The sequence below is a fragment of the Azospirillum oryzae genome, assembly GCF_008364795.1.
Taxonomy (GTDB): domain Bacteria; phylum Pseudomonadota; class Alphaproteobacteria; order Azospirillales; family Azospirillaceae; genus Azospirillum; species Azospirillum oryzae.
The window spans coordinates 429,102-454,464 of the sequence record NZ_VTTM01000001.1; the positions used below are offsets into that span (position 1 = coordinate 429,102).

The window sequence follows — 25,363 nt, forward strand, 5'->3', positions numbered from 1 at the left end:
GCTGGTCGATCCGATCAGCACGCACCACGACGCTGCCCGCCGAAACGAGTCGCTTTTTTGGTCGTAGTGGTGGTGATGGCCGTGCGGTTCATGGCGCCTTCTTATCCGAATGCGCAGGCATTGTAAAGCGCCTGCGCATTCGCCCATTCGAAAATTACCGGAACCCCTCGCCGTCATGGCTCGGGTGTACCGGGTGTACGTCCCAGATCTCCTGGGCGTACTCGTTGACCGTACGATCGGACGAGAACCAGCCCATGTTGGCGGTGTTCAGGATGGCCTTGCGGGTCCATTCCTCCGGATCGCGGTACAACTGCATCGCGGCGTCCTGGGCCCGGCAATAGTCGGCGAAGTCCGCCGTCACCAGGAAATGGTCGCCGCCGTCGGTCAGCGCCTGGACGATCGGGTGGTAGCGATTGCGGTCGTCCGGCGAGAAGGCACCGGTGGAGATCATGTCGAGCGCCCGCTTCAGGCTCGGGTTCGACGCGATCACATCGCGCGGGTTGAAGCCGCCGCTGGCGCGCAGGTCGTTCACCTCCTCCGCGGTCATGCCGAAGATGAAGATGTTGTCCGGCCCGACATGCTCGCGGATCTCGACGTTGGCGCCGTCCAGCGTGCCGATGGTGAGGGCGCCGTTCAGGGCCAGCTTCATGTTGCCGGTGCCCGACGCCTCCATGCCGGCGGTGGAGATCTGCTCCGACAGGTCGGCGGCCGGGATGATGATCTCCGCCGCGGTGACGTTGTAGTTCGGCAGCAGCACGACCTTCAGGTTGTCGTGCACCGACGGGTCGTGGTTCACCACCTTGGCGACGTCGTTGATCAGTTTGATGATCAGCTTGGCCATGTGGTAGGACGGCGCCGCCTTGCCGGCGAACACCTTGGTCACCGGCACCCAGCTGACCGTCGGGTTGTCGCGCATCTCGTTGTACAGCGCGATGGTGTGCAGCACGTTCAGCAGCTGGCGCTTGTATTCGTGCATGCGCTTGACCTGCACGTCGAAGATGCTGTCGACCAGCACCTCCTCACCGGTCTGTCGGGCGATGTAGGCGGCCAGACGCTTCTTGTTCTTGCGCTTGGCCCGGCGGAACTCCTCGCGGAACACCACGTCGTCGGCCTTCTCGCGCAGGGCCGCGATCTGCGACAGGTCGGAGATCCAGCCCTCGCCGATGCGGGTGGTGATGAGTTCCGACAGGGCCGGGTTGGCCTGCTTCAGCCAGCGGCGCGGAGTGATGCCGTTGGTCTTGTTGTTGATGCGGTCCGGGAATTCCTGATGGAAGTCGGCGAACACCGTCTGCTTCATCAGTTCGGTGTGCAGGGCTGACACGCCGTTGACCCTGTGCGAGCCGAGGAAGGCGAGATTGCCCATACGGACCCGGCGCTCGCCGCGCTCGTCGATCAGCGACAGGCGCGACAGCCTGGCGTTGTCGCCTTCGGCCTTTGCCTTGGTCCGGTTCAGGAACTTGGCGTTGATCTCGTAGATGATCTGCATGTGGCGCGGCAGCACCCGCTCGATCATCCGCACCGGCCAGGCTTCCAGCGCCTCGGGCAGCAGGGTGTGGTTGGTGTAGGCGAAGGTGGCCCGGGTGATCTCCCACGCATCGTCCCAGCGCAGGGCGTGCTGATCGACCAGCAGGCGCATCAGTTCGGCGATGCCGATGGCCGGGTGGGTGTCGTTCAGCTGGATCGCCGCCTTGTTGGGCAGATTGTCGAAGGTGGAGTGATGCTGCAGATAGCGGCGCAGGATGTCCTGCAGCGAGGCCGACGTGAAGAAATACTCCTGCTTCAGCCGCAGTTCCTTGCCGGTCTCCGTCGCGTCGTTGGGATAGAGGACGCGGCTCAGGTTCTCCGACAGGATCTTCTGCTCGACCGCCTTCATGTAGGCGCCGTCGTTAAAATGGCCGAAGTTGAAGTCGCGGGTGGCGCGGGCCGACCACAGGCGCAGCGTATTGATCGTCTCGCCGCCGAAGCCGACGACCGGGGTGTCATAGGCCATCGCCAGCACGCGGTCGGCATCGACCCAGCGATAGGCGCGCTCGCCGACGCTGTCGCGGAACTCCTCGACGCGGCCATAGAACTGGACCGGGTACAGCACCTCCGGACGGGCGAACTCCCACGGGTTGCCGAATTGCAGCCACTGCTCCGGATATTCGACCTGCCAGCCATTCTCGAAGCGCTGCTCGAACAGGCCGAACTCGTAGCGGATGCCATAGCCGTAGCCGGGCAGGCCCTGCGAGGCCATGCTGTCGAGGAAGCAGGCGGCCAGACGTCCGAGGCCGCCGTTGCCCAGCGCCGCGTCCGGCTCGGCATCGACCACGTCGTCCATCGACAGGCCGAGACGGTCGAGCGCCTGACGGCATTCGTCCATGATGCCCAGGTTCGACAGGCTGTTGGTCAGCAGCCGCCCGATCAGGAATTCCAGGGACAGGTAGTAAACGCGCTTGGCGTCTTCCTGGTAATAGCTGCGGGTCGTGTCCATCCAGCGGTCGACGACGCGGTCGCGAACGGCCAGCGCCACGGTGTGGAACCAGTCACGGCGCGTCGCGGCGCGTGCATCCTTGCCGACCGAATAGACCAGCCATTCCAGGAACGACCGTTTGAGGCCATCGACATCAAGGCTGCGGCGTTCGATGTCGCGAGATTTGAACCGAGCGTCCATGTCCTGACTTTCTGCGTGAAAGGCCAATAGGAGCGGGCGGCTGGAAGGACGGCGCTCCAATCATGGGGGAAGTGTCTGCCCTGTTGGTTAAGCAAAGCTTTCCCAAGATGGAACGCACCGTCGTTTCGTCGTGGTAAAAGGGAGTAGGCTGTCGTCCCCTCCCCTTTTTCCCGTCAACGATGCTTCACGAATCCGATCCTGTCCACTGCGATGCAGCATTCATCCGCATCCGCCATGCCGAATTGGCCGACATAGCCGCGCTGCTGGCGATCGAGGAGCAAAGCTTCCCGACCGACCAGATGACGCAGCGCAACTTCCGTTATGCGATCCACAAGGCAAAAGGTGTGGTGCTGACGGCATACCGCCAAGTGCCGAATGTGGGGGGGCTGCCACTTGCCTATGGGGTGGTCAGCTTCCATGCCGGCACGCGCTTCGCCCGCCTCACCTCATTCGCGGTGGCGCCGGGGAACCGCGGACAGGGAATCGGCCGCCGACTGCTGGCGGCGCTGGAGGCCGCCGCCGCCGCCCATGGCTGCCGTGGAATGAGACTGGAGGTGCGGGCGGATAATGCCGCCGCCATCGCGCTCTATACCGCGGCCGGCTATCGCCGATTCGCGGAATATCCTGATTACTACGAGGATGGAATGGCGGCGCTTCGCCTGGAAAAACCGCTGTTTTCCAACGACTGAGTGTTGCAGCGCCGCACCGGCGGGCGCGTTCGATGGTGGTAAGCCCGGCAAGCGGAGACGGGACCGGAATCTCCGCAATCTGCCACCGATGTCACTCTTTCCGGTTCCTGCGGTGGAACATCCGTGGAGGACGGCGCGTTTAGCTCCCGACACGATCAACGACGGGCAACAACGGGACCTCCTCAATGACGCCACCGCCGAACGGATCGTTCCGCAACACTCTCCAGGGGCCACCGACCCGCAGCAGATGACGGGCCGGCCCGGGAGGACCCTGGAGCCGATCGCCAGGGCGTACCGAGCGCTCAAGACCGCATACACACTGTCAGCCCTTCGAACCGGTGGCGCCGCTTTTGCGCGCCGGAAAGCCCAATGCCGTCCCCGCCCTGCGCCCCGCCCGTACTGCGAAGGGCGCCGCCGCTCACCCGGCCGGCGGGAGACGTACACAGACCGTGGAGGAAGGAAAGACCATGGCGTACTCGTTCGAAAACGAACTGATCCGCTGCATGCCGAACCTGCAGCGTTATGCCTGCAAGCTGACCCGTGACGCCAACGCCGCAGAGGACCTGCTGCAGGACTGCCTGGCCCGTGCCCTGTCGCGCCAGCATCGTTTCGAACCCGGCACGAACATGCAGGCGTGGTTGACCACCATGCTGAAGAACCTGCATTTCAACAACCTGCAGCGTGACCGCCATGTGACGAAGGTGGAACTGTGGGACGGCGCCATGTCGGTCGACGCGGCGCAGATGTCGCGTCTGGTCTTCCGCGACGTCGACCGCGCCTTTTCCTCCCTCACCCCCAGCCAGCGCAAGGTCGTGAAGCTGGTCGCCATCGAAGGGCGTCCCTATCAGGAAGCGGCCGAGACGCTGAACGTGTCGATCGGCACCATCCGTTCCCGCCTGTGCCGGGCACGGGAGCGGCTGAACAACCTGATGGCCGCCTGATCCGACACCTTCCCTGATGGCCCGCCCGCCAGCTGCGAACACTCCACGATTGAAAAACCCCGGTGCAACCTGCACCGGGGCTCGTCGGATCGGCTTGGGGTTGTGAGCGCTGCCCGGTCAAACGAACGGCTCCCAGTCAGCCGTTCACCACCGTGCCGCCGTTCGGGTGCAGCACTTGCCCGGACATATATGAAGAGTCATCGGATGCCAGGAACACATAGGCCGGCGCCACCTCGTCCGGCTGGCCGGCCCGCTTCATAGGCACATTGCCGCCGAAGCTCTCGACCTTCTTCTCGTCGAAGGTGGAGGGGATCAGCGGGGTCCAGATCGGACCGGGAGCCACGGCGTTGACGCGGATGCCGCGGTCGCTCAAAGCCATGGACAGCGACCGGGTGAAGGCGACGATGGCGCCCTTGGTCGCCGAATAGTCCAGCAATTCCGGACTGCCCTTGTACGCGGTGACGGAGGTGGTGTTGATGATGCAGGCACCCTCGTGCATGTGCGGCAGGGCAGCCTTCACCATATAGAACTGTCCGAAGATGTTGGTGCGGAAGGTCCGCTCCAACTGCTCGGCGGTGATGTCCTCGATCGACTTCTGCGGATGCTGTTCAGCCGCATTGTTGATCAGGATGTCGAGGCGGCCATGCTCGCCGACGATGCGCTCCACTGCCTTGCGGCAGGTTTCTTCGCTGCCGACGTCGCCGCTCAGGATGGTGCAGGGCTGGCCCTCGGCTTCGACCAGGCGGCGGGTCTCGCGGGCGTCGTCGTCCTCGTTCAGGTACAGGATGCCGACCTTCGCGCCTTCGCGCGCGTACAGAACGGCGATCGCCCGGCCGATGCCGCTGTCGCCGCCGGTGATCAATGCCACCTTGTCGCGCAGCTTGCCGCTGCCGCGGTAGGCGGGGCGTGTTTCCGACGGCTGCGGAGTCATGGGCGCCTGACGGCCCGGCTGCGTGTTCTGGTGCTGGGGCGGTTGTCTGCCCTCCTGTTGCGCCATAGCCATTCTCCTTCTTCGGCAACCCTGTCAGGGCGCGGATGGGGTGAGTTGCACAATCACAACAGTCCCCATTGCGCGGCGTTCCACACCAACGGAAACCGGAACAATCGGCCGTACCGCCCTGTTACTTGGCCGGGCGACGCGAAAGAGGATGACAGCGCCGGTTTGCTCGCCTCGAAAGTGAGCTGTGATCGCGCCGTTTGTCGGACTGGTAGGACCGAGGATCATGCCCATAAGATGAGGTATGCGTCCTTTCGGCCGAACTTTCCGGGAACGGCGGGGCCACCGGACGTGTCACGGTTGATCGTGTCCCAGGGGAGAACCCCGGCGACCCATCCGGGAACGACAGAGATGAAGCGTGTGACGATGACCGATATCAACGCCTATCTGGACGGCGCCCTGGACGAGCGGGAGCGCGCAGAATTCGAAAGCGTGGTCGAGAGCGATCCCGACGCAAAGGCGCTGCTGGCCCAGCATCGCCAGCATGTGGAGGAGCTTCATCGCCTGTACGACCCGGTCCTGAACGAAGAGGTGCCGCCCCGAATGCTGGAGCTGTTGCGCAAGCGGAACGGCTGACCGCCCGTCTCGGAGCGCGATAATTTTTCGCCGTCCGGCCGCGCCTTGCGCTATTGCATGCGGCAGGCCCATCTTTGGGGGAAGGGCCGGTTCGGACGGATGAAGCATGGCGCCGAGACGAGCGGAACCGAGCATCCTGCTTGGTCCCATCCTGTATTTCCGTGGTGAGCAGCGCGACCGTTGGTGGCTGTCGGCGCTGTTCGTTCTGGACGGGGAGGTCGAACCCGACGATCTGCGGGTGGATGGCGTTACCCTGCCCGTCCCGCCGCGGCATCTGACTCATTGGCGCCACCGTCAGCTCTGGCGATTCGACTTCGCCGTCCCGCGCGGCATGCGCGACACCGACGTCACCTACGGCTTTCCCGACGGCCCCCGCTGGACCGTGGTCGTTCCAGGTCGTCATTCACTCCCGCGCATAGCTATTCTTTACGGAAGCGGAATGACCGGTGGTGGCGCTCCGGAGGGCAGAGGCTCGACCGGTGCGTCACCGGCCCTCTGGTCCGATCTCCTGGCCCGGCATTCCCCCGACCGCTATCACCTGATTGTCCAGGCCGGCGGACAGATCGACGGCGACGCCGTGACGGCCGCGGCCCCCCAGGCGAATGCCCTGCTGTCCGATGCCTCCCGCCGGCTTGGCCCCGCACTGCCCGGCGTGGCGGAAGAGCTGATGGCCGCCGGCTTCGACCGCATGCTGCGGACTTGGAGCGGGGCCGCCGCAGCGTCGGCGTTGGCGTCGATCCCCTCGGTCATGGTGTGGGACGGCGGCGATCTCGGCCGGCTGCTGGCCAGCGCCTGGGGCGGCCGGGAGGAGGGCGACGCCGCCTCGCGCAGCCTGCGTCCGCTGTTCGCGGCAACCCGCCGGCAGGTCCAGCTTTTCCAGACCGGCTCCGTCGCCGACAGCCCGCCCGATTGCCTGTGGGGTTCGGAGTGCGGAACGCTGGCCCAGGGATTCACCATGGGCGAAGTCGGACTGCTGACGCTCGACAATTGGAGCGACCGCAACGGCCGGCGCATGCTGTCGGAACGCAGCTGGAGCATGTTGCCGGACTGGCTCGACCGCTTCGCCGCTTGTCGCCACCTGATCCTGGTCAGCGGCGGGCCGCTGCTGACCCCGGCCGCCGCCTTGCTTGACCAGCTGGGCGGCGTGCTTCCCTCCCGGCTGCGTGGCCGGTTCGGCGATCACTGGTCGGCACCGGGACGCCATGCCGAATGGGAGCGGATGATCGGCACATTGGCCGAATTCTCCCGACGCAGCGGCTGCCGGATCACGGTCGCTTCGCGCGGAATCGCCGGTGGGGCGGGGGCGCGGGGCGTGCTGCGCGGCGGCGGACTGGAGATGTGGCAGCTCTACGCGCCGCGCTTCACCACGACCACCACCCCGGCGGGGGGATGGAGGTGGCGACTGGCGGAACCGCTGGCCACCCGCCCTGACCATCCCCTGCCCGCCCACCGGTTCGAAATGCCGCCCTTCGCCGATGGCGGCCGGCGCTTGCTGTACGGTTCCGGCTGGATCGCCTGCAGCTTCGACGCCAAGGGGCAACTGCATGCACGCTGGTGCCTGCCCGGCGATACCGGCCGCTATACACAGGCGATCTGACCCGCAGTCGGATCGCTACCGTGCCGCCCGTTCCACCACGAACAGGAGACCGGGGACGGGCATGCCCTTTTCCCGTCGCGGAGTGCAGGGTTCCATCAGGCGGATGAGGAAGCCTGCCGCTTCTGCAGTTGCCCGGACATATTGTTCGGAATGGGCATAACGGCGGGTCGCACCGAGCACGAAAGACTCGCCCGTAAGCGAGGCCGGTTCGCCCGGCAGGCGTTCGACGGTGGCTGCGAAACGGCCTCCCGGCGGAAGGGCGTGGGCGGCCGCCGCGAAGACGGGAACGAGGTCGCCGATATAGACAAGGACGTCGGCGGCGACCAGCAGGTCCCAGCCACCGGGCGTCCGCTCCATCGCCTCGACGACGTCGCCGACGGTCAGTTCATCATAGAGGCGGCGTTGCCGCGCCTTCTCGACCATCCGCGGCGACAGATCGACTCCGGCGAGCCGAGAGGCCAGCGGCTTGAAGGCGACGCCGGCCAGTCCGGTACCGCAACCGAGATCGAGGATGCGCAACCCGACAGCGCCGGGCGTGATGCGGTCGAGCGCCGACCTCAGCAGTTCGGGCGCCGCGTAGCCGAGCTTACCCACCAGATCCTGGTCGAATCGGTCGGCATAGCGGTCGAACAGGGCGCGGACATAGGAGGCGGACAGGTCGGTGCCCTCCCCGGCCTCCAGTGCCGCGATCAGACGTTCGATCGCCGCCGCCTCGTCCCCTTCGGCGGCGGTTCGGGCGTGGCGCAGCGCGGCCAACGCCTTCGTCGGTTCGCGCAGGGCAAGCCAGCTGCGGCCCAGTGCGTGATGGACGGACGCATCATCCTCAAGCCGCCGGGCCAGCGGCTGAAGCAGTTCTACCGCCGCCAGCGCATCGCCGGACAGGGCTAGCGCCTCCGCCAGCGCGAGGACGGCATCACGGTCGTTGGGGCGTAGAGCCACCGCCTCCCGGTACTCCTCCAGCGCCTCCTCCTGGCGGCCGGCAGCGGCGAGGCAGCGGGCAAGGCCGAGTCGCGCCGGTGCCGAATCGCTCCGCTCCGCCACAAGGGAGTGGAATAACGCGTGTGCAGCATCGGTTTCGCCGCATTGCCGCAGCGCATCGGCCAGCATCAGCCGCCAGCCCCAATTGCCGGGTTCCAGAGAGACGGCGCGCCGGAAACAGGCGGCCACCTGCCCTGCCGCCTCGGTCCCGCCGCCGGCTTCCGCCAGTGCGGACCATGCCTCCGCATGGGCGGGGTCGACGGCGACGCCGGCGCGGAATGCGCGCACGGCTCCGCCATTATCCCCCGCGTAGAGCCGGTCGTAACCGAACCGGAACATTTGATCGAGATTGTAGATTTGCGGCTCGTCGCCGATGGAGGTATCCGCGGACACGGATGGAGTTCCTCTGATCGCGGGCTTCGGCCAGGGAAATGCCGCCGGCCCGGATAGCCCACCTCCGCCCGCCATCGGGCCGTCCCGGGCGTCGCTGCGGCACCGACCTGGTCCAGGGAACCGAGTCCAGGAAAACAGGGCGGCGGAGTTTACTGCCCCAACATGCTGCGGCGCGCAAGGGGTGTGCGAAAATCCTTCCGAAGTGTGATTCGGGCGACACGCGGTCGCAGTAGCCCCTTTTTTGTCCCCCATCCGAAGGGTCAAGAGCGACAGCAGCGGCACCCCAATCGATTTTGCCGGAAAATGTGGCGATTCAATGACTTATGAACCTGACCGAAGCGCCTAAGCCGTCCGTTCGGCGAGCCTGGGTGACATCTGACGGACGAAAGCTGTGGTATTACCAGGATGCAAGCGGGTTGACGATGGATCAAATTTTTGGAAGTGTTGCCGCGGCGCCCAATCGGGAGGCGCTGAACATCTGGGTAGGAGGCGGTCGCCGTAAGCGACTCGGTGACCGGAACAACGGCCCCGCGCGGGGGGTCAAACAGCCGCCGTATAATACGGGGCGACAGCAGAAGGAGGTTTGGGATGCGGGGACGAAATCAGCGCGTAGGCGCCACAACGTGTGGACGCTTCGCACTGGCTGCGGGACTGCTGACGGCTCCCCTGGTGGCGCTCTCCGTTTGCGGAACCGCCCAGGCCCAGACCGTTTCTAAGGAAAGCTGCGTCACCCACGCGGTGGAAGCCGAACAGAAGCTCGGCATTCCTTCCGGGATGCTGGTGGCCATCGCCCTGGTCGAGAGCGGCCAGGACGGCGCTCCCCATCCCTTTGCCATGAGCGTGCAGGGCCGTCCCTACTACGCCCGCAACGTCAGCGACGCCGCCCGTCACCTTCGCGATCACCGCGGCCAGCTTCGCTCCAACACCTATGTCGGCTGCATGCAGCTGTCGGTCGCCACCCACCGTGGCGAGTTCCAGCCGCTGGAGAAGATCGTCGAGCCGCGCGACAACGTGTTCTACGCCGGTCAGCTTCTGGTCCGCTTCCATGGTGAGGAAGGCAACTGGAAGACCGCGCTGGCCCGCTACAACGGCAGCTCCGGTCGTCGCGCCCAGGCCTATGTCTGCAAGATCTGGCAGAGCCTGGGCGAACTGGACACGCAGAGTGCCAAGCTGCTGGCCTCTTCCCGCTGCGAGGATAGCGATCCCGTCAGCGTCGCCCCGCGCACCCGCCGCAGCTTCCACAATGCACAGCAGGTCGCGGCGATCAACTGATCGTCCACCGACCGAACGCGCCGGCAAGAGCGCTGGCGCCGCGTTGCGTGATCGGGTAAACCCCGACGCATGAACTACCGCCACATCTTCCACGCCGGCAACCCGGCCGACGTGATGAAGCACGCCGTGCTGGCGCTGATCCTTGATCATCTGCGCGCCAAGCCGACGCCATTCTGCGTTCTGGACACCCATGCCGGCATCGGCCGCTACGACCTGACCTCCGAAGCGGCCCGCAAGACCGGTGAGAGCGACGAGGGCATCGGCCGGCTGTTCGGCCATCCCCTGCCGCATCCGGCGCTGGCGCCCTATCTGGATGCCGTCCAAGCGCTGAACCCCGACGGCGCCCTGCGCTGGTATCCCGGCTCTCCGCGAATCGCCCGCGCCGCCCTCCGCCCGCAGGACCGCATGGTGCTGGTCGAGCTGCATCCGGATGACGCCGTCAGCCTGAAGGCGGAGTTCGCCGGTGACCGCTCCGTCGCCGTCCACCAGTCCGATGCTTACACCGCGCTGAAGGCCCATCTGCCGCCCAAGGAGAAGCGCGGGCTGGTGCTGATCGATCCGCCCTTCGAGCAGCCCGACGAGTTCGCCCGCATGGCGGAGGGGCTGGCGCAGGCGCACCGCCGCTGGTCCACCGGCATCTTCGCCCTGTGGTATCCGATCAAGGAGCGCGCGGCGGTCTGGCGCTTCCAGGATGCGGTGGAGAAGACCGGCATCCCGAAGGTGCTGATCGCGGAACTGACCTGGCATCCCGAGGACACCCATCTGCGGCTGAACGGCTCCGGCCTGCTGATCGTCAATCCGCCCTGGAAGCTGGACCAGACGCTGAAGGAAATGCTGCCGGCCCTGCACAGCGCCCTGCCCTCCACCGGCGGCGGGGCCGCGGTGAGCTGGCTCACGCCTGAAGCGTCATAACGAGCGGGTAGGCAGCCTATCCGGCGCAGAAAAAACCCCGGTCCTTGCGGGCCGGGGTTCAGTCAGGATGGAGACCGTTCGTTATCGATGACGTGCCGATGCAGTCGGCCAGACGTTCAGAAGCGGCGTTCCGTCTGCTGCGCCGCACCTTCCAGGCGGGCGTTCAGCTTGCCGATCGCCGTGTTGGCGGTGCTCGCCGACATCTCCGAGATCTTGACGCTGCGGCTGAGGACCATCTGCATGTTGTCCTTCAGCATGCGGCTCTGCGCCGCGTAGAAATCGGGGACGGTGCGGCTGCGCATCAGCGCGTTCATTCCCTCGGCATTGCGCGAAGCGACGTCCTGCGCCAGCCCCATCCATTCGCGCCAGGCATTCTGCCAGCCGTCGGCCAGAACGCTGCCGCACTGGACCATGACGTCCATGGTTTCGCGGGTCTGGCTGGCGACCTCGCCCTGCGCCTCCTTCGACAGGCCCAGCGCACGCTGGAGCTGCTCGGTGGTGCGGCCGGCGACATCGGTGGCCTTGTTCATCATGGTGCCGGCGGTCTCGGCACCGCGGCGGGTCATGTCGGCACCCGCCCCCATTGCCTTCTGACCGGCGTTCAGGCTTGCATCGGCGGCCTGCCGGCCGGTCTCCGCCGCGTTCTCACCCATTGAGCGGGCGGCATCGGCGGCGCGGCGGGTGGTGGCCTCTCCGGCGCGCGTCATGTCCTCCACCGTGCCTTTTGCCCGGTCAGCGGTTTCACGCGCGCTGGTCGTGGTGTCCTTGTCCATAGCCATGCGGGATGCTCCTCGAATACGTTCGTCCGGGTGGACGCTTCTTCCCAAAGCTCGCGTCGGTCATTTTGCTGCACCGCCGCACGCGTTGAGAGCTATAACATCCGACAAGCAGAACGTTCCAGGACGCAAAATAATAACCGCACACCCATTCTTTCGGGGTATGCGGTATTTTGAAACCGTAAGGTCTTACAGACGAAACAGTCCTTAATATATTTGTCGTTTTTCAGACAAGTATTCAGCTGCCCTGTTTCTGATTTCCAAAACGCGCCGCGATTTCCCCGGCGATTCCGCGACGGAATACCAGAACGCAAGCGACGAAGATGCAGCCGATCACCACCGGCACCGGCAGGCTGGTCGCCGCCAGATAATTCTCCAGCGTCACCACCAGGGCAGCACCGATGACCGGGCCGGTCAGCGTGCCCATTCCGCCCAGCAGCGTCATCAGCACGACTTCGCCCGACATCTGCCACGTCACGTCGGTCAGCGTCGCCAATTGGAAGACGATGGCCTTGGTGCCGCCCGCCAGACCGGCCAGCGACGCCGAGAGCACGAAGGCCAGCAGCTTGTAGCGGTCGGTACGGTAGCCCAGAGAAATGGCGCGCGCCTCGTTCTCGCGGATCGCCTTCAGCACCTGCCCGAACGGCGAATGCACCGTTCGCCAGATGATGGCGAATCCGATCAGGAAGACGCCCAGCACCGTGTAGTACATGGCCAGAGGGTTGTGCAGGTCGAAGAGGCCGAACAGGACGCCGCGCGGCACCGCCTGGATGCCATCCTCGCCGTGGGTGAAGGGCAACTGCAGGGCCAGGAAATAGACCATCTGGCTCAACGCCAGCGTGATCATGGCGAAATAGATGCCCTGCCGGCGGATGGCGATCATGCCGAACAGCAGCCCCAGGACGGCCCCGGCCAGGGTGCCCAGCAGGACCCCCAGTTCCGGCGACCAGCCCCACTCCTTCACCGCATGGGCGGTGACATAGGCGGCGCTGCCGAAGAATGCCGCATGACCGAAGCTGAGCAGCCCGCCGAAGCCGATCAGCAGATTGAAGGCGCAGGCGAACAGCGCGAAGCACAGCACCTTCATCAGAAAAACGGGATAGAGCAGGAACGGCACCGCCAGCAGAGCGGCCAGCACCACCAGCGCCCCAACCTTCGCCAGGGTCAGCCCCACCGTCGCCGGTCCGCCGGCCGCCTGTGCGGACGCTCGGCCACTGCTCTGCGAATGAAGGCTCATGCGCTTACCTCTCCCGTCCGAACAGGCCGGCGGGCTTTACCATCAGCACCACCGCCATGATGACGAAGACCACGATGTTCGAGGCCTCCGGGTAGAAGACCTTGGTCAATCCTTCCAACAGGCCCAGCCCGTAGCCGGTCAGCACGGCGCCGAGGATGGAGCCCATGCCGCCGATCACCACCACCGCGAACACGACGATGATGAGGTGCGAGCCCATCAGCGGCGATACCTGATAGATAGGTGCCGCCAGCACGCCGGCGAGCCCGGCCAACGCCACGCCGAAGGCGTAGGTCAGCGTGACCATTCGCGGCACATTGATGCCGAAGGCCTGGACCAGCACCGGATTCTCCGTCGCTGCGCGCAGATAGGCGCCCAGCTTCGTCTTCTCGATGGCGATCCAGGTGCCGATGCAGACGATCAGCGACGCCACCACCACCCAGCCGCGATAATTGGGCAGGAACATGAAGCCCAGGTTCCGGCCACCACTGAGTTCGGCGGGAATCGGATAAGGCTGGCCGGAGACGCCATACTGGTGACGGAACGCCCCCTCGACGATCAAAGCCAGTCCGAAGGTCAGCAGCAGCCCATAGAGGTGATCCAGCTTGTAGAGCCGCGACAGCAGCGTCTTTTCCAGCACCACCCCGAACGCGCCGACGATCAGCGGCGCCACCAGCAGCGCCCACCAATAGCCGATGCCGAGTTGGTTCAGCAGCAGCCACGCCACGAAGGCGCCCATCATGTAGAGCGCGCCATGGGCGAAGTTGATGACGTTCAACATGCCGAAGATCACCGCCAGCCCAAGGCTGAGCAACGCGTAAAACGACCCGTTGATCAACCCCAGCAGAAGCTGGCCGAACAGCGCCTGGGGCGGAATGCCGAAAATCGTTCCCATCATGAGAGTCGCACTCCTCAGCGGCATACCCGCCGCGGCACCGGTCCGAAGACCGCCGCCTTGGCGGGGATGCCGCTCCGTCACGTCACGGCTTTTGCCCTGTCGTCCTGTTTACCGACGCGATCACTTCGGCAACTTGCAGCCGCTCTCCTCGAAGGTGGCAAAGGCCTCCTTGCCGGGGATGGTGCGCAGGATCTGGTAGTAATCCCAGGCGCCCTTGGACTCCGATGGCTTCTTCACGCGGGCCAGATACATGTCGTGGACCATGCGGCCGTTCGGCAGGATCGTGCCGTTCTTGGCGAACATGTCGTTGACCGGCATCTCCTTCATCTTGGCGGCGACGGTCGGGCCGTCGTCGGTCCCGGCGGCCTCGATCGCCTTCAGATAGTGGCGGACGGCGGAATAGCTGCCGGCCTGCACCATCGTCGGCATCTTGCCGTAGCGGTCGAAGAACTTCTTGGACCAGGCGCGGGTCTCGTCGTCGCGGTCCCAATAGAATCCGGTGGTCAGCACCAGATCCTGCGCGACCTGCAGCCCGAGCGCATGGACGTCGGACAGGAAGATCAGCAGGCCCGCCAGCTTCTGCTGACCGCTCTGCGTCAGGCCGAACTCGGAGGCCTGCTTGATCGAGGTGATGGTGTCGCCGCCGGCATTGGCGAGGCCGACAATCTTGGCGCCCGAAGCCTGCGCCTGCAGCAGGAAGGACGAGAAGTCTGCGGTGTTCAGCGGCGCCTTCACCGACCCGACGATCTTGCCGCCGGCCTTCTTCACTTCCGCCGAGGTGTCGGCCTCCAACTGGTGGCCGAAGGCGTAGTCGGCGGTGATGAAGAACCAGCTGTCGCCGCCCTCCTTCACGATGGCCTGCCCGGTGCCGACCGCCAGGGCGCGGGTATCGTAGGCCCAGTGGAAGCCGGTGGGGGAGCAGGCGTCGCCGGTCAAGCGCGAGGTCGCCGGACCTTCCATCAGGAAGATCTTCTTCTTCTCCTTCGTCACCTCCTGAACCGCGAGCGCGACGCCGGAATTCGGCACGTCGACGATCGCGTCGACGCCGTCCTGGTCGATCCACTGACGGGCGAGGTTGGACCCGATATCGGGCTTGTTCTGATGGTCGGCGGTGATGATCTCGATGGGCTTGCCGAGAATCTTGTTGCCGAACTCCTCGGCCGCCATCCGGGCGGCGATGGCCGACCCCTCTCCGCCGAGATCGGCATAGAGGCCCGAGCGGTCATTCAGCACACCGATCTTGACCATGTCACCGGAAAGCTTGCCCTGCTGGGCCATGGCGGGCCCGGTGGACATGACACCGATCGTCAGGGCAGCAAGGGCGGCACCGGCCAGAAGACGTGCGATCATACGTGAATTCCTCCCCACAGCGTTGCGTTGCGCATGTTGCGGAAGACCGTCCGGATCGGTTCGTCCGGCGGTTCCCGGGCGGTCGCGTCGGTCCGCCTGATTGGTTTCATCCGAAACCGTCAGGTCGTCCACGCCGCCCCTTCCCGACCACTATGCAGGCGCATCACCTTGTACGAAAAGCTGAATTTCAGCTTCACCAACAATTTTCATCAAGAGTCGGCCGAAACGCGCGCTTTTTCCATTCGGCGGTGTATGGAGGGCGACGGTGGCGCCGCCGCGGCCTGCCGACGCCGGTCGATCCGCCGCATGACCGGCGTCACACTGATGCCATGGACGAGAATCGAGAGAAGCACGATCAGGCCGGTGACCGCCCACAGGGCGTTGGGCACGTCGAATTCCGCGACGTTCAATGCATAGGCGACGTAATAGATGCTGCCCATGCCGCGGATGCCGAAGAAGCCGATGGCCAGCTTCTCGCCGACCGGCATCGGCACGCCGGCCAGACCCGCCACTCCAGCAACCGGACGCACCAGAAGCAGGATGACGGCCGCAGCGCCGACGGCGCTCCAAGATAGGGCGTCGATCAATCCATGAGCCAGCGTGCCGCCGAACAGCACCAGCATCAGCATCATCAGCAGCCGTTCGGTCTGCTCGACGAAATCATGCAAGCGCCCATGATATTCGCTGTTCCGCTCGGCATCGCGCAATGCGAGTGCAGCGACGAACACCGCGAGAAAGCCGTATCCGCTGACCAGTTCCGTCAGGCCGTACGCAATCAGCGTGATGCCGAGCGACACGAATCCGTCGCCGGTCCGTGACAGATTCGCCCGATTCGGCACCCGGAAGGTGACATAGCCGAGGAACCGCCCCACCAGCCAACCGACTCCGACGCCGGCCCCCAGCTTCCACACCACATCCAGCAGCACCCAATGTTCCAGCATGCCCCAGGGTGGGTTGCCGTTCAACAGGGCGACCCCAATGGCAAGATGGACGAAGGGAAAGGCCAAGCCGTCGTTCAGTCCGGCTTCAGAGGTCAGGCTGAAGCGGATCTCATCCTCCTCGCCGGACTTGGGCGGACCGACCTGGATGTCGGACGCAAGGACCGGATCTGTGGGCGCCAGCGCAGCCCCCAGAAGAATCGAAGCCGCCAACGGGAAATCGAGCCAGTACCAGCCGATCAGCGCGATCATCAGGATCGACAACGGCATGGTGATGCCCAACAGCCGCCAGGTGATGATCCAGCGCCGCCAGCCGATGCGGCGATCCAGCTTCAACCCCGCGCCCATCAGCGAGACGATGACGATCAGTTCGGTCAGCCGCTCCGTGGCCTGGGGAAAGAGCAGTGGTTCCGGGTTCTCCAGCTGCAGGGTGCTGAACACCGCGAAGCCAAGCCCGACGCAGATGATCGGCAAGGAAAGCGGCAGTTCCTTCAGCACCATCGGCAGCCAGGCCACCAACAGTATCAGGACCCCGAGCCCCACCATCATGACGATATAAGACATAAGCCGCCCGTTGCCTTGGCGCCTTCGGCACGGCTCGGCCGCCGGAAATCGTCCGACCGGACCAACTGTGGCCGCGCGAAAGCCAATCCCCGTCAACACGCGAAGGCGCCGATGGGTTCAGGACGGATGCAGGAACGATGCGGTATGTATGGCGGAGATGCCGGCTCGCTCGACTTCACTTCCCTGCCGACCACGATAAGGGTGGTGGCCGATGGGAAGCGGGAACCCGATGCCGCCCGCGGGAGCCGGAACCGCGGGGGCCTCGCAAATACCGGCCGGTCAGGCCGCAGAGGTCATCGGAAAGCCGCTGTAGTCGAGCGACGCCGACCAGAAGCGTTCCAGCTTGCGCAGGGTCTCGTTGGCCTTGGTCAGTTCCTCGTCGCTGAAGCCGGCCTTTTCCAGGGCGGTCAGATGACGTTCGAACATGACGCTGATCTTTTCGCGCAGGTCCAGGCCCTTCTCCGACAGGCGGACACGGACGGACCGGCGATCGTGCGGGGAGCGTTCCTGGCCGAGATAGCCGTTCTCGACCATCTTCTTGACGTTGTAGGAGACGTTGGAACCCAGATAGTAACCGCGCGCGGTCAGTTCGCCGACCGTCATCTCATCTTCGCCGATGTTGTACAGAATCAGGCTCTGGACGTTGTTGATGTCCTGGATCCCGAGCCGGTCCAACTCAGTCTTGAGCACTTCAAGAAAGTGGCGGTGAAGCCGCTCGATCAACAGAATGCTCTCGTAATAGGGTTTGCGCACCGCGGTCTCCTTTGGCTCTAACCGGCCGTTCCCCGCGCAAGGACGATACCGGGACCTTAAAGCGAGATTAACCGATCATTCGTCGGCAATCATCCTAATAATTCCAGAAAAAGTCTGGCACAACCCGTCTGTACAGGCGCCTTTCGCCGGGTGTCCCCACACGAAGGTTTTCGGCCGGGCGGTGTGACCGGCATAAGCGGAAAGGAATGGTCCCGCGACCGCTTGCGCGACCATTCCCCCGGAATCCTTACCGGACGGCGGCTCGTCAGTCGCGGAACACCAGATCGCCGCCAGCCGGTTCGGCGAAGTGCCGCTCGACATCCGACGGGCCGACATCGGCCAGTTCCGCCGGTTTCCATTTCGGATTCTTGTCCTTGTCGACCAGCACCGCGCGAATGCCTTCGTAGAAATCATCCCCGGCAAGGCAGGCGAGGCTGAGGCGCAGTTCTTGCACCATGCAGCCTTCGAAATCCAGCTTGGCCCCGCGACGGAGTGCGGCCAGCGTCACCTTCAGGCTGGTGGGCGAAACCCGGCGCAGGGTGGCAAGCTGGCCGGCCGCCCAGTCGGTCCCCTCGGCCTCCAGCGCCTTGAGGATCGCCTCCACGCTGTCGAAGGCATAGCAGCGGTCGACCGCGGCCCGGATGCCGCTCACCGCCGCCTCGCCGGCATCGCCGCGATGGGCCGCGATCGCCTCGTCGGCCGGGACTCCGGCGGCGAGATCGTCGATCAGCGCGTCGATCCCGGCGCTCGGCACGAAGGCATCAGCGGCCCCGATGGCCAGCAGGTCGGCCGCCTTCAGCCGGTCGCCGGTCAGCCCAAGCCAGATGCCGACCTGTCCCGGCAGCCGCGGCAGGAAATAGGTGCCGCCGACGTCGGGATAGAGGCCGATGCCGGTTTCCGGCATGGCGAACATCGTGCGCTCGGTGACGATGCGGTGGGTGCCGTGGACCGACAGGCCGACGCCCCCGCCCATCGAAATACCGTCGATCAGTGCGACATAGGGCTTCGACAGACGCTTGATCCGCCGGTTCAGCACGTATTCCTCGCTGAAGAAGGCACGGATCGGCCCGGTATCGCCGCGCCCTTCCTTCACCGCCTTGCCGGCTTCGTACAGGCTGACGACGTCGCCGCCGGCGCAGAAGGCCTTTTCGCCGGCGCCGCGAATCACGACGGCCTTGACCTCCGGATCGGCATCCCATGCCCGGAGCTGCGGATCGAACAGCCTGATCATGCCCAGCGTCAGCGCGTTCAGCGCCTTGGGTCGGTTGAGCGTGACGAGGCCGATCGCGCCCCGACGTTCGAACAGAATCTCAGCAGCGTCGCTCATCGTCTTGTATTTTCTCGGTTATCGTTGCGAATCGGGCGGTGGCGAGCAGTCTGTTCCATCCCCGCGATGATCCAGGGCGTGAAGACCGGCCCAGAGTGATGATACGGGAGCCGGCGGCCCTGTCAAACCTACCATACGGATCCGGATGTTCGCCGATACGCGGATTAGGAACAACGCCCCTCTTGGACCGTTGCGATCACGCTCTCATCTGAGAACGGCTCCTCTCTGAAGCATTACGGAAAGTCAGATGCCGATGCCGCTCCACATCCTGCCGGGTGACGCATGAAGGTCGCAATTGTACTCAACCGGCAGGCGGGATCGCTGGTCGACCGGCCGATCGAAGGCGCCGAGGCGGCGATCCGCAACGCCTTTCAGCGGCACGGCGCCACGGTGGACCTGCACACGGTCGACGGTGCGCAATGCACCGACACGATCCGGCAGGTGCTGGACTCCGATGCCGATACGGTGGTGGTCGGCGGCGGCGACGGCACGCTGCACAGCGCGGTGAAGCTGGCGCTGCCGACCGGCAAGACGCTGGGCGTCCTTCCCTTGGGTACTCTCAATCTTCTGGCGCGTGATCTTCGCATTCCACTTGAACTTGGGGATGCGGCGGAGGCCCTGGCCGCCGGCCGGGTTCGGGTCATCGACATCGCCGAGGTGAATGGGGAACCCTACACCAACAGTTCCGTCCTCGGCTTCTATCCGCAGGTGGTTCAGGAACGCGAACGCCAGCGCAAGCAGCACCGGCTGCTGAAATGGCCGGGAGCCGCGGTGGCCATGGCGAAAACACTCTACCGTCTGCCGTTGCTGGATGTCCGGCTGGACTGGGGAGAGGGGCTCCGGCGCATGCGCACACCGATCCTGGTCGTCTCCAACAACGTCTATGATGAAGGATTCGGCCTCGTCCTCAGCCGGCAGGCGCTCGATGCCGGAAAGCTTGGGGTCTATGTGGCCCGTGAACGGAACGCATTCGCAATGCTGCGGTTGATGGGAAGGCTGATTACCGGTTCCTGGAAGCAGGACGAGGGTTTGGAAACCTATGCGGTGACCAGCCTGACGGTCCACAGCCGCCGCCACCACCTGAAGATGGTCAACGATGGCGAGGTCCGGAAGCTGCACGCGCCGCTTCACTATCGGATTCTCCCGGGGGCTCTGAAGGTTCTGGCGCCGGGCTGAGAAAAAGGATGAGGATGGCGTGAAACGGCTCGCTCACATCTCCGACCTGCATTTCGGGCGGATCGACCAGCGCGTGGTGGACGGGCTGCTGGCCGATCTGACTGCTCAGGTGCCCGACCTGATCGTCATCTCCGGTGACTTCGTGCAGCGGGCGAAAGCGCGCCATTTCCAGGAGGCCCGCGCCTTTCTGGAGAAATTGCCCTTTCCTTACATGGCTGTACCGGGAAATCATGACATCCCGGTTTATAACGTGTTCAAACGCTTCACCGACCCATTCGGCCATTACCGGCGATACATCACCAGCGATTTCAGCCCGCTGCATGTCGACGACGAGATAGCGGTGCTCGGCATCAACACCGCCCGTCCGGTCATCATGGATTTTTCCGAAGGGCGGATGAACCGGCGCCAGATCGCGCGGGTGCGCGAGGTGTTCTGCGGCATGCCGGACACCGTGTTCAAGGTGCTGTTCACCCACCATCCCTTCCTGCCGCCACCCGACCTGCCCAAGACCCAATTGGTCGGCCGTCACAAGCTCGCCTTGCCGGCGCTGGAAAGCTGCGGAGTCGACCTGTTGCTGGCCGGCCACCTGCACAAGGCCTATTCCGGCGACATCATGAGCTTCCACACCCAGATCGCCCGCTCCATCTTGGTCGCCCAGGCCTCCACCGCCACCTCCACACGGCTGCGGAACGAAACCAATGCCTACAACCTCATCACCATTGACCATCCTTCGGTTAGGTTCGAGGTGCGGTCGTGGGAGGGTGCGGCCTTTACCGGCGGGCTGACCTCGAGCTATCGCAAGCAGGGGAACCTCTGGACGCTGCAGGGGCAGGACACCGGCTTTCGTCCTGTCGCCGTGGGGCCGGCAACCGACGGCCCGGTCGCGGCCCATTGGGACAAGGTCGCTCGACATGCAAGCGGGGAGGCCCACGGCGGGGCATGAGACCTGCGCAAGGCAGACGGCCCGGTCCCAAAGGACTGGAGCCGCCGCCGCGGCTTGAGTTCACTATGCGGGAAGGCGTAGGATCGCCGCACTCGTTCTAAGTGCATGGTCTCCCCGATGCCGATCACCCTGCCCGCCGCCTTCCCGCGCACCCGTCTGCGCCGCAACCGCGCCGACGCCTGGACCCGTCGTCTGGTCGCCGAGAACACGCTGACCGTCGACGACCTGATCTGGCCGGTCTTCGTGATCGAAGGTGAGAACCGGCGGGAGCCGGTCGCCTCCATGCCCGGCGTGGAGCGGCTGACCATCGACCTGCTGTGCGAGGCGGTGGCGCAGGCCGGCTCGCTGGGCATCCCCTGCATCGCGCTGTTCCCGGTCGTCGGCTCGGACGCCAAGTCGGAGGACGCGGCGGAAGCCTACAATCCGGAAAACCTGATGAACCGCGCCATCCGCGCGGTGAAGGCGGCGGCGCCGGAGGTCGGCATCCTGGGCGACGTCGCGCTCGACCCCTACACCACCCACGGCCATGACGGCCTCCTGCGCGACGGCTACATCCAGAATGACGAGACCGTCGAGGTCCTGATCCGCCAGGCCCTGTCGCAGGCGGAGGCCGGCGTCGACATCGTCGCCCCGTCCGACATGATGGACGGCCGCATCGGCGCCATCCGCGACAGGTTGGACGCCGAGGGTTACCAGCTGACCCGCGTCTGCTCCTATGCGGCGAAATACGCCTCCGCCTTCTATGGTCCGTTCCGCGATGCGGTGAATTCCGGCGGCTTCCTGAAGGGCGACAAGACCACCTACCAGATGAACCCCGCCAACACCGACGAAGCCCTGCGCGAGGTCGCCTGCGACCTGCAGGAAGGGGCCGACATGGTGATGGTGAAGCCGGGCCTGCCCTATCTCGACATCATCCGCCGGGTGAAGGACCAGTTCGCGGTGCCGACCTTCGCCTATCACGTGTCGGGCGAATACGCGATGCTGCGTGCCGCCTCCGCCAACGGCTGGCTGAACTACGACAAGGCGCTGTTGGAGACGCTGATGGGCTTCAAGCGCGCCGGCTGCGACGCCATCCTGACCTATGGCGCGGTGGACGCGGCGAAGCTGCTGAAGCAAGGCTGAACAGTTCGGGACCATCTTTGAGCAGTTCGGGGCCGCGGAGCGATCCGCGGCCCTTTATCGTCTGGGCATCCCGATCAACGGAGACGCCCCGATGAGCCCGATGAACCCCGTCCGCCCGGCATTGTTCGCCGCCCTGCTGCTGGCCGCCTCCCCCGCCGCCGCGTTCGAACTGCACAGCCCCGACTTCACCGACAAAGCGCCGATACCGGAACGGAATGTATTTTCCGGCTTCGGATGCACCGGCGCCAACCAGTCGCCGGCCCTCAGCTGGACGGAGCCGCCGGCCGGCACCCGCAGCCTTGCCGTCACCATCTATGATCCCGATGCGCCGACCGGCAGCGGATGGTGGCATTGGGTGGTGTTCAACCTGCCGGCCGACACCCGCGGCCTGCCCGCCGGGGCCGGCGATCCGGAAAAGCCGACACTGCCGGCAGGAGCCGTGCAAAGCCGCACCGATTTCGGCACTCCCGGCTATGGCGGCCCCTGCCCGCCGCAGGGCGATAAGCCGCACCGCTATGTCGTCACCGTGCATGCGCTGAAGGTGGACAACCTTCCGCTTTCGGCCGACACGTCAGGCGCGATGGTCGGCTTCAACCTGAATGCCGCCAGCTTGGCCAAGGCGACGCTCACCGCCCGCTACGGCCGTTGATCGGTCGCGCCGGCCGGTCCTAGGATGTGCGAAGGCCAGAAGGATGAACGTCACGGGTCCGGACCTGCTCGCCCGCCTGTCCCGCTTCGCCGCCCGCGACCTGCGTCCCAGCGCCGGAGATCGTCCGCATCGGCCGCAGCTGTGGGCCTTCATCGCTCATGACCGCGAACGTCTGGCCGATGTGCGGATCGAGCGCACCGCCCTGATTGCCGTTCTGGAAGGCACCAAGGAGCTGACCGACCAATCCGGCACCACCCGCCGCTTCCCGGCCGGCAGCGCCATGCTGCTGCCGCCGGGCTGGTGCGGCTCGGTGGTGAACGATCCCGGCACCGGTGGCCGCTACCGGGCTTTGGTGCTGGAATTCCCGGCGGAGATGGTCCGGCGGCTGCTGCGTGCCCATGGCACCGATGGGCTGGCACCGCGCGCCCGGCCCGGTGACTGGCATGTCGCCCTGATGCCGGCCCTGACCGACGCCATCCACCATGCCGCCGCCGGCCTGACCGCCGACCCGCCATTGCCGTCCAAGCTGGTGGAGCATCGCTGCATGGAGGTCCTGCTGGCTCTCCTGGAAGACGGCGTCTGGTGGCTGGGTCCGGTGGCGCCGATGGGAATCGCCGACGCGGTGCGTCAGCTTCTGCGCACCCAGCCGGACATGCCCTGGACCGCGGAGCGCGTGGCGGGCGCGCTCAACCTCAGCACCGGCACGTTGCGCCGCCGCCTGACCGAAGAGGGCTGCTCGGTCCGCAGCATTCTGACGGAGGAACGGGTCGCCCACGCCCGTGACCTTCTGCAGGACGAGGGACTGAGCGTTCAGGAGGCGGCGGAGGCCTGCGGCTATGCCAACCGCTCCCATTTCGCCCGCCGCATCCGGGCGGCGGTGGGCATCAACCCTTCGGGCCTGCGGGGGCGCTGACCGGTGCGGTGCCATAGGCGCGAAGCAACGCCGCGACCGAATCAGCGATCACCCGCTCCGGATCGGCGGTGACCGGCAACCCCAGCATGGTCGGCCAGAACAGCACCTCCTTCATGCCGCCGAGCAGCTGGGTCGCCACCACATGCGGATCGGGCGCATTCAACCGGCCGCGCGCATGCTGGGCGGCGATGTAGTCGTCCAGCAGCGCATAAGCCTGGCTCTTCCCACCCTCCAGATAGTCCTGTGACAGTTCGGGAAAGCGCTGATGCTCGGCGATCACCAAGCGGAGCAGGCCGCGCACTTCCGGCCGCCCTGTATGGACCAGCAGGGAACGCAGGAAGACCGGCAACGCCTGCTCCGGTGGCTGGTCGTGGGAAAGCAGACTCTGGCCGTCGGCGCTGCGGAACCCTTCGTACAGGCCGGACACCACCGCCTGGAACAGCTCCCGCTTGCCGGGAAAGTGGTTGTAGACGGTGCGTTTCGACACATTGGCGTCGGCGGCGATGGCGTCCATCGAGGACGCCTCGTAGCCCTGGGTCAGGAAGGCGCGGGTCGCCGCCTCGACCACCGCATCCCGCTTGACCGAACCGCGCGAGCCACCTCCCGCCTGAGACGTTGACATTCCCCACCCTCTAAGTACACTGCACAGTGTAGTGTAGTTGTTGCCGCAGGCTCCCAGGGTAATCCGCCCGGCTGCGGCACGGGAGGGGTAAAGCGATGAAACAGCGCAATATCGGCGGTATTCTCTCGGTTTCCGAAATCGGGCTCGGCTGCATGGGCATGTCAGAGTTCTACGGCCCGACCGACGATGCTCAATCGCTCGCCACGCTGGAACGGGCGTTGGAGCTTGGCGTCACCCATTACGACACCGCCGACATGTACGGCAGCGGCCACAACGAATCGCTGCTCGCCCGCTTTCTGGCAGGCAAACGTGACCGGGTGACGGTCGCGACCAAGTTCGGCATCGTCCGCCAGCCCGGTGAGTATGCCCGCCGGGTCGACACCAGCCCCGCCTATGTCGCGCAAGCCTGCGATGCCTCGCTGAAGCGGCTGGGGGTGGAGACCATCGACCTCTACTACGCCCACCGCGTGAACCCGGACATCCCGGTGGAGGATACGGTCGGCGCCATGGCCGATCTGGTGAAGGCGGGGAAGGTCCGGGCGCTCGGCCTGTCGGAGGTGTCGGCCGCCACCCTGCGCCGCGCCCACGCCGTTCACCCCATCGCCACGGTGCAGAGCGAATATTCGCTGTGGACCCGCGACGTGGAGGCGGCGGTGCTGCCGGCCTGCCACGAGTTGGGCATCTCACTGGTCGCCTACGCCCCGCTCGGCCGCGGCATGCTGACCGGTGCCGTCAGCAGTCCCGACCAGTTCGCCGAGAACGACTTCCGCCGCATCGCGCCGCGCTTCGCCGGGGATAATTTCGACCGCAATCTGGCACTGGTGGAGCAGGTGAAGGCGCTGGCGGCACAGAAGGGCTGCACGGCTGGACAGGTGGCGCTGGCGTGGCTGCTGGCCCAGGGACCGGAGATTCTGCCGATTCCGGGAACCAAGCGGATCAAGTATCTGGAGGAGAATGTCGGCGCAGCCGCGGTGACGCTGTCCGATGCCGAGGTGAAGGCGCTGAGCGATGCGCTGCCGCCGGGTGTCGCGGCGGGGGATCGCTATACGGCGGAGGGGATGCGGGGGGTGAATGTGTGAGCGGATTGGGG

At 65.6% G+C, this 25,363-nt stretch carries 23 protein-coding genes; 12 read left to right on the forward strand and 11 right to left on the reverse strand.

Going from position 1 to position 25,363, the window contains the following annotated elements; translation table 11 throughout:
* Positions 1–154: 154 nt before the first annotated feature.
* Entirely contained in the window at positions 155–2,653 is a 2,499-nt protein-coding gene (locus tag FZ938_RS02035) for a glycogen/starch/alpha-glucan phosphorylase (RefSeq protein ID WP_149197031.1), read from the reverse strand.
* Between the two features lie 179 nt (positions 2,654–2,832).
* On the opposite strand from FZ938_RS02035, the gene FZ938_RS02040 reads away from it, so the two are divergent.
* Together FZ938_RS02040 and FZ938_RS02045 are read left to right on the forward strand one after the other, a co-directional pair.
* Entirely contained in the window at positions 2,833–3,342 is a 510-nt protein-coding gene (locus FZ938_RS02040) for a GNAT family N-acetyltransferase (RefSeq protein WP_149197032.1), read from the forward strand.
* Positions 3,343–3,809: 467 nt separating this feature from the next.
* On the forward strand, positions 3,810–4,283 hold the full coding sequence (locus tag FZ938_RS02045; RefSeq protein ID WP_042695558.1) for a sigma-70 family RNA polymerase sigma factor: 474 nt from the start codon (positions 3,810–3,812) through the stop codon (positions 4,281–4,283).
* A gap of 136 nt (positions 4,284–4,419) precedes the next feature.
* Here FZ938_RS02045 and FZ938_RS02050 read toward each other — a convergent pair whose 3' ends face one another.
* Complete coding sequence (locus FZ938_RS02050) at positions 4,420–5,280, reverse strand: SDR family oxidoreductase (RefSeq protein WP_149197033.1); 861 nt, start codon at positions 5,278–5,280, stop codon at positions 4,420–4,422.
* A gap of 351 nt (positions 5,281–5,631) precedes the next feature.
* On the opposite strand from FZ938_RS02050, the gene FZ938_RS02055 reads away from it, so the two are divergent.
* Both FZ938_RS02055 and FZ938_RS02060 read left to right on the forward strand, forming a co-directional pair.
* A complete protein-coding gene (locus FZ938_RS02055; protein WP_085089356.1) occupies positions 5,632–5,856 on the forward strand; it encodes an anti-sigma factor family protein in 225 nt (74 codons plus the stop codon).
* A 106-nt stretch (positions 5,857–5,962) separates the two neighbouring features.
* A complete protein-coding gene (locus tag FZ938_RS02060; protein WP_149197034.1) occupies positions 5,963–7,453 on the forward strand; it encodes a hypothetical protein in 1,491 nt (496 codons plus the stop codon).
* Between the two features lie 15 nt (positions 7,454–7,468).
* Here FZ938_RS02060 and FZ938_RS02065 read toward each other — a convergent pair whose 3' ends face one another.
* Positions 7,469–8,824 carry a tetratricopeptide repeat protein gene (locus FZ938_RS02065; protein ID WP_149197035.1) on the reverse strand — a complete coding sequence of 452 codons (1,356 nt, stop codon included), beginning with the start codon at positions 8,822–8,824 and terminating at the stop codon, positions 7,469–7,471.
* A gap of 588 nt (positions 8,825–9,412) precedes the next feature.
* Here FZ938_RS02065 and FZ938_RS02070 point away from each other — a divergent pair.
* Both FZ938_RS02070 and FZ938_RS02075 read left to right on the forward strand, forming a co-directional pair.
* Positions 9,413–10,096: a transglycosylase SLT domain-containing protein gene (locus tag FZ938_RS02070; RefSeq protein ID WP_149197036.1), complete on the forward strand. Its 684-nt coding sequence runs from the start codon at positions 9,413–9,415 to the stop codon at positions 10,094–10,096.
* Between the two features lie 69 nt (positions 10,097–10,165).
* Positions 10,166–11,008, forward strand: coding sequence for a 23S rRNA (adenine(2030)-N(6))-methyltransferase RlmJ (locus FZ938_RS02075; RefSeq protein WP_149197037.1), 843 nt, complete (start codon positions 10,166–10,168; stop codon positions 11,006–11,008).
* Between the two features lie 116 nt (positions 11,009–11,124).
* Here the strand turns inward: FZ938_RS02075 and FZ938_RS02080 are convergent, their stop codons facing one another.
* The 7 genes from FZ938_RS02080 to FZ938_RS02110 form a co-directional block, all read right to left on the reverse strand.
* Positions 11,125–11,787, reverse strand: a complete 663-nt coding sequence (locus FZ938_RS02080; RefSeq protein WP_149197038.1) for a phasin family protein — start codon at positions 11,785–11,787, stop codon at positions 11,125–11,127.
* A gap of 235 nt (positions 11,788–12,022) precedes the next feature.
* A complete protein-coding gene (locus FZ938_RS02085; protein ID WP_149197039.1) occupies positions 12,023–13,021 on the reverse strand; it encodes a branched-chain amino acid ABC transporter permease in 999 nt (332 codons plus the stop codon).
* 4 nt (positions 13,022–13,025) lie between these two features.
* Positions 13,026–13,913, reverse strand: coding sequence for a branched-chain amino acid ABC transporter permease (locus FZ938_RS02090; RefSeq protein WP_149197653.1), 888 nt, complete (start codon positions 13,911–13,913; stop codon positions 13,026–13,028).
* A gap of 123 nt (positions 13,914–14,036) precedes the next feature.
* Positions 14,037–15,266, reverse strand: a complete 1,230-nt coding sequence (locus FZ938_RS02095; protein ID WP_149197040.1) for an ABC transporter substrate-binding protein — start codon at positions 15,264–15,266, stop codon at positions 14,037–14,039.
* Between the two features lie 209 nt (positions 15,267–15,475).
* Positions 15,476–16,864: a cation:proton antiporter gene (locus FZ938_RS02100; protein WP_246798987.1), complete on the reverse strand. Its 1,389-nt coding sequence runs from the start codon at positions 16,862–16,864 to the stop codon at positions 15,476–15,478.
* A 183-nt stretch (positions 16,865–17,047) separates the two neighbouring features.
* On the reverse strand, positions 17,048–17,521 hold the full coding sequence (locus FZ938_RS02105; RefSeq protein ID WP_045580172.1) for a MarR family winged helix-turn-helix transcriptional regulator: 474 nt from the start codon (positions 17,519–17,521) through the stop codon (positions 17,048–17,050).
* A gap of 265 nt (positions 17,522–17,786) precedes the next feature.
* Positions 17,787–18,848, reverse strand: a complete 1,062-nt coding sequence (locus FZ938_RS02110) for an enoyl-CoA hydratase/isomerase family protein (protein WP_149197041.1) — start codon at positions 18,846–18,848, stop codon at positions 17,787–17,789.
* 282 nt (positions 18,849–19,130) lie between these two features.
* Here FZ938_RS02110 and FZ938_RS02115 point away from each other — a divergent pair, with 282 nt between their 5' ends.
* The 5 genes from FZ938_RS02115 to FZ938_RS02135 all read left to right on the forward strand — a co-directional run bounded on the left by FZ938_RS02115 (position 19,131) and on the right by FZ938_RS02135 (position 23,651).
* The gene (locus FZ938_RS02115) at positions 19,131–20,024 is read left to right on the forward strand and encodes a diacylglycerol/lipid kinase family protein (RefSeq protein WP_149197042.1); all 894 of its coding nucleotides are present in this window, start codon (positions 19,131–19,133) and stop codon (positions 20,022–20,024) included.
* Between the two features lie 19 nt (positions 20,025–20,043).
* Positions 20,044–20,967, forward strand: a complete 924-nt coding sequence (locus tag FZ938_RS02120) for a metallophosphoesterase family protein (protein WP_246457434.1) — start codon at positions 20,044–20,046, stop codon at positions 20,965–20,967.
* Between the two features lie 117 nt (positions 20,968–21,084).
* Entirely contained in the window at positions 21,085–22,089 is a 1,005-nt protein-coding gene (gene hemB, locus FZ938_RS02125) for a porphobilinogen synthase (RefSeq protein WP_246457435.1), read from the forward strand.
* 91 nt (positions 22,090–22,180) lie between these two features.
* Positions 22,181–22,738, forward strand: a complete 558-nt coding sequence (locus tag FZ938_RS02130; protein ID WP_425492007.1) for a YbhB/YbcL family Raf kinase inhibitor-like protein — start codon at positions 22,181–22,183, stop codon at positions 22,736–22,738.
* Between the two features lie 43 nt (positions 22,739–22,781).
* Positions 22,782–23,651, forward strand: coding sequence for a helix-turn-helix transcriptional regulator (locus FZ938_RS02135; RefSeq protein ID WP_149197044.1), 870 nt, complete (start codon positions 22,782–22,784; stop codon positions 23,649–23,651).
* Here the strand turns inward: FZ938_RS02135 and FZ938_RS02140 are convergent.
* Entirely contained in the window at positions 23,623–24,273 is a 651-nt protein-coding gene (locus FZ938_RS02140; RefSeq protein WP_149197045.1) for a TetR/AcrR family transcriptional regulator, read from the reverse strand. The two genes, FZ938_RS02135 and FZ938_RS02140, sit on opposite strands and share 29 nt — an antisense overlap.
* A gap of 95 nt (positions 24,274–24,368) precedes the next feature.
* Between FZ938_RS02140 and FZ938_RS02145 the strand changes: the two genes are divergently transcribed.
* A complete protein-coding gene (locus FZ938_RS02145; RefSeq protein ID WP_149197046.1) occupies positions 24,369–25,352 on the forward strand; it encodes an aldo/keto reductase in 984 nt (327 codons plus the stop codon).
* Positions 25,353–25,363: the final 11 nt, after the last annotated feature.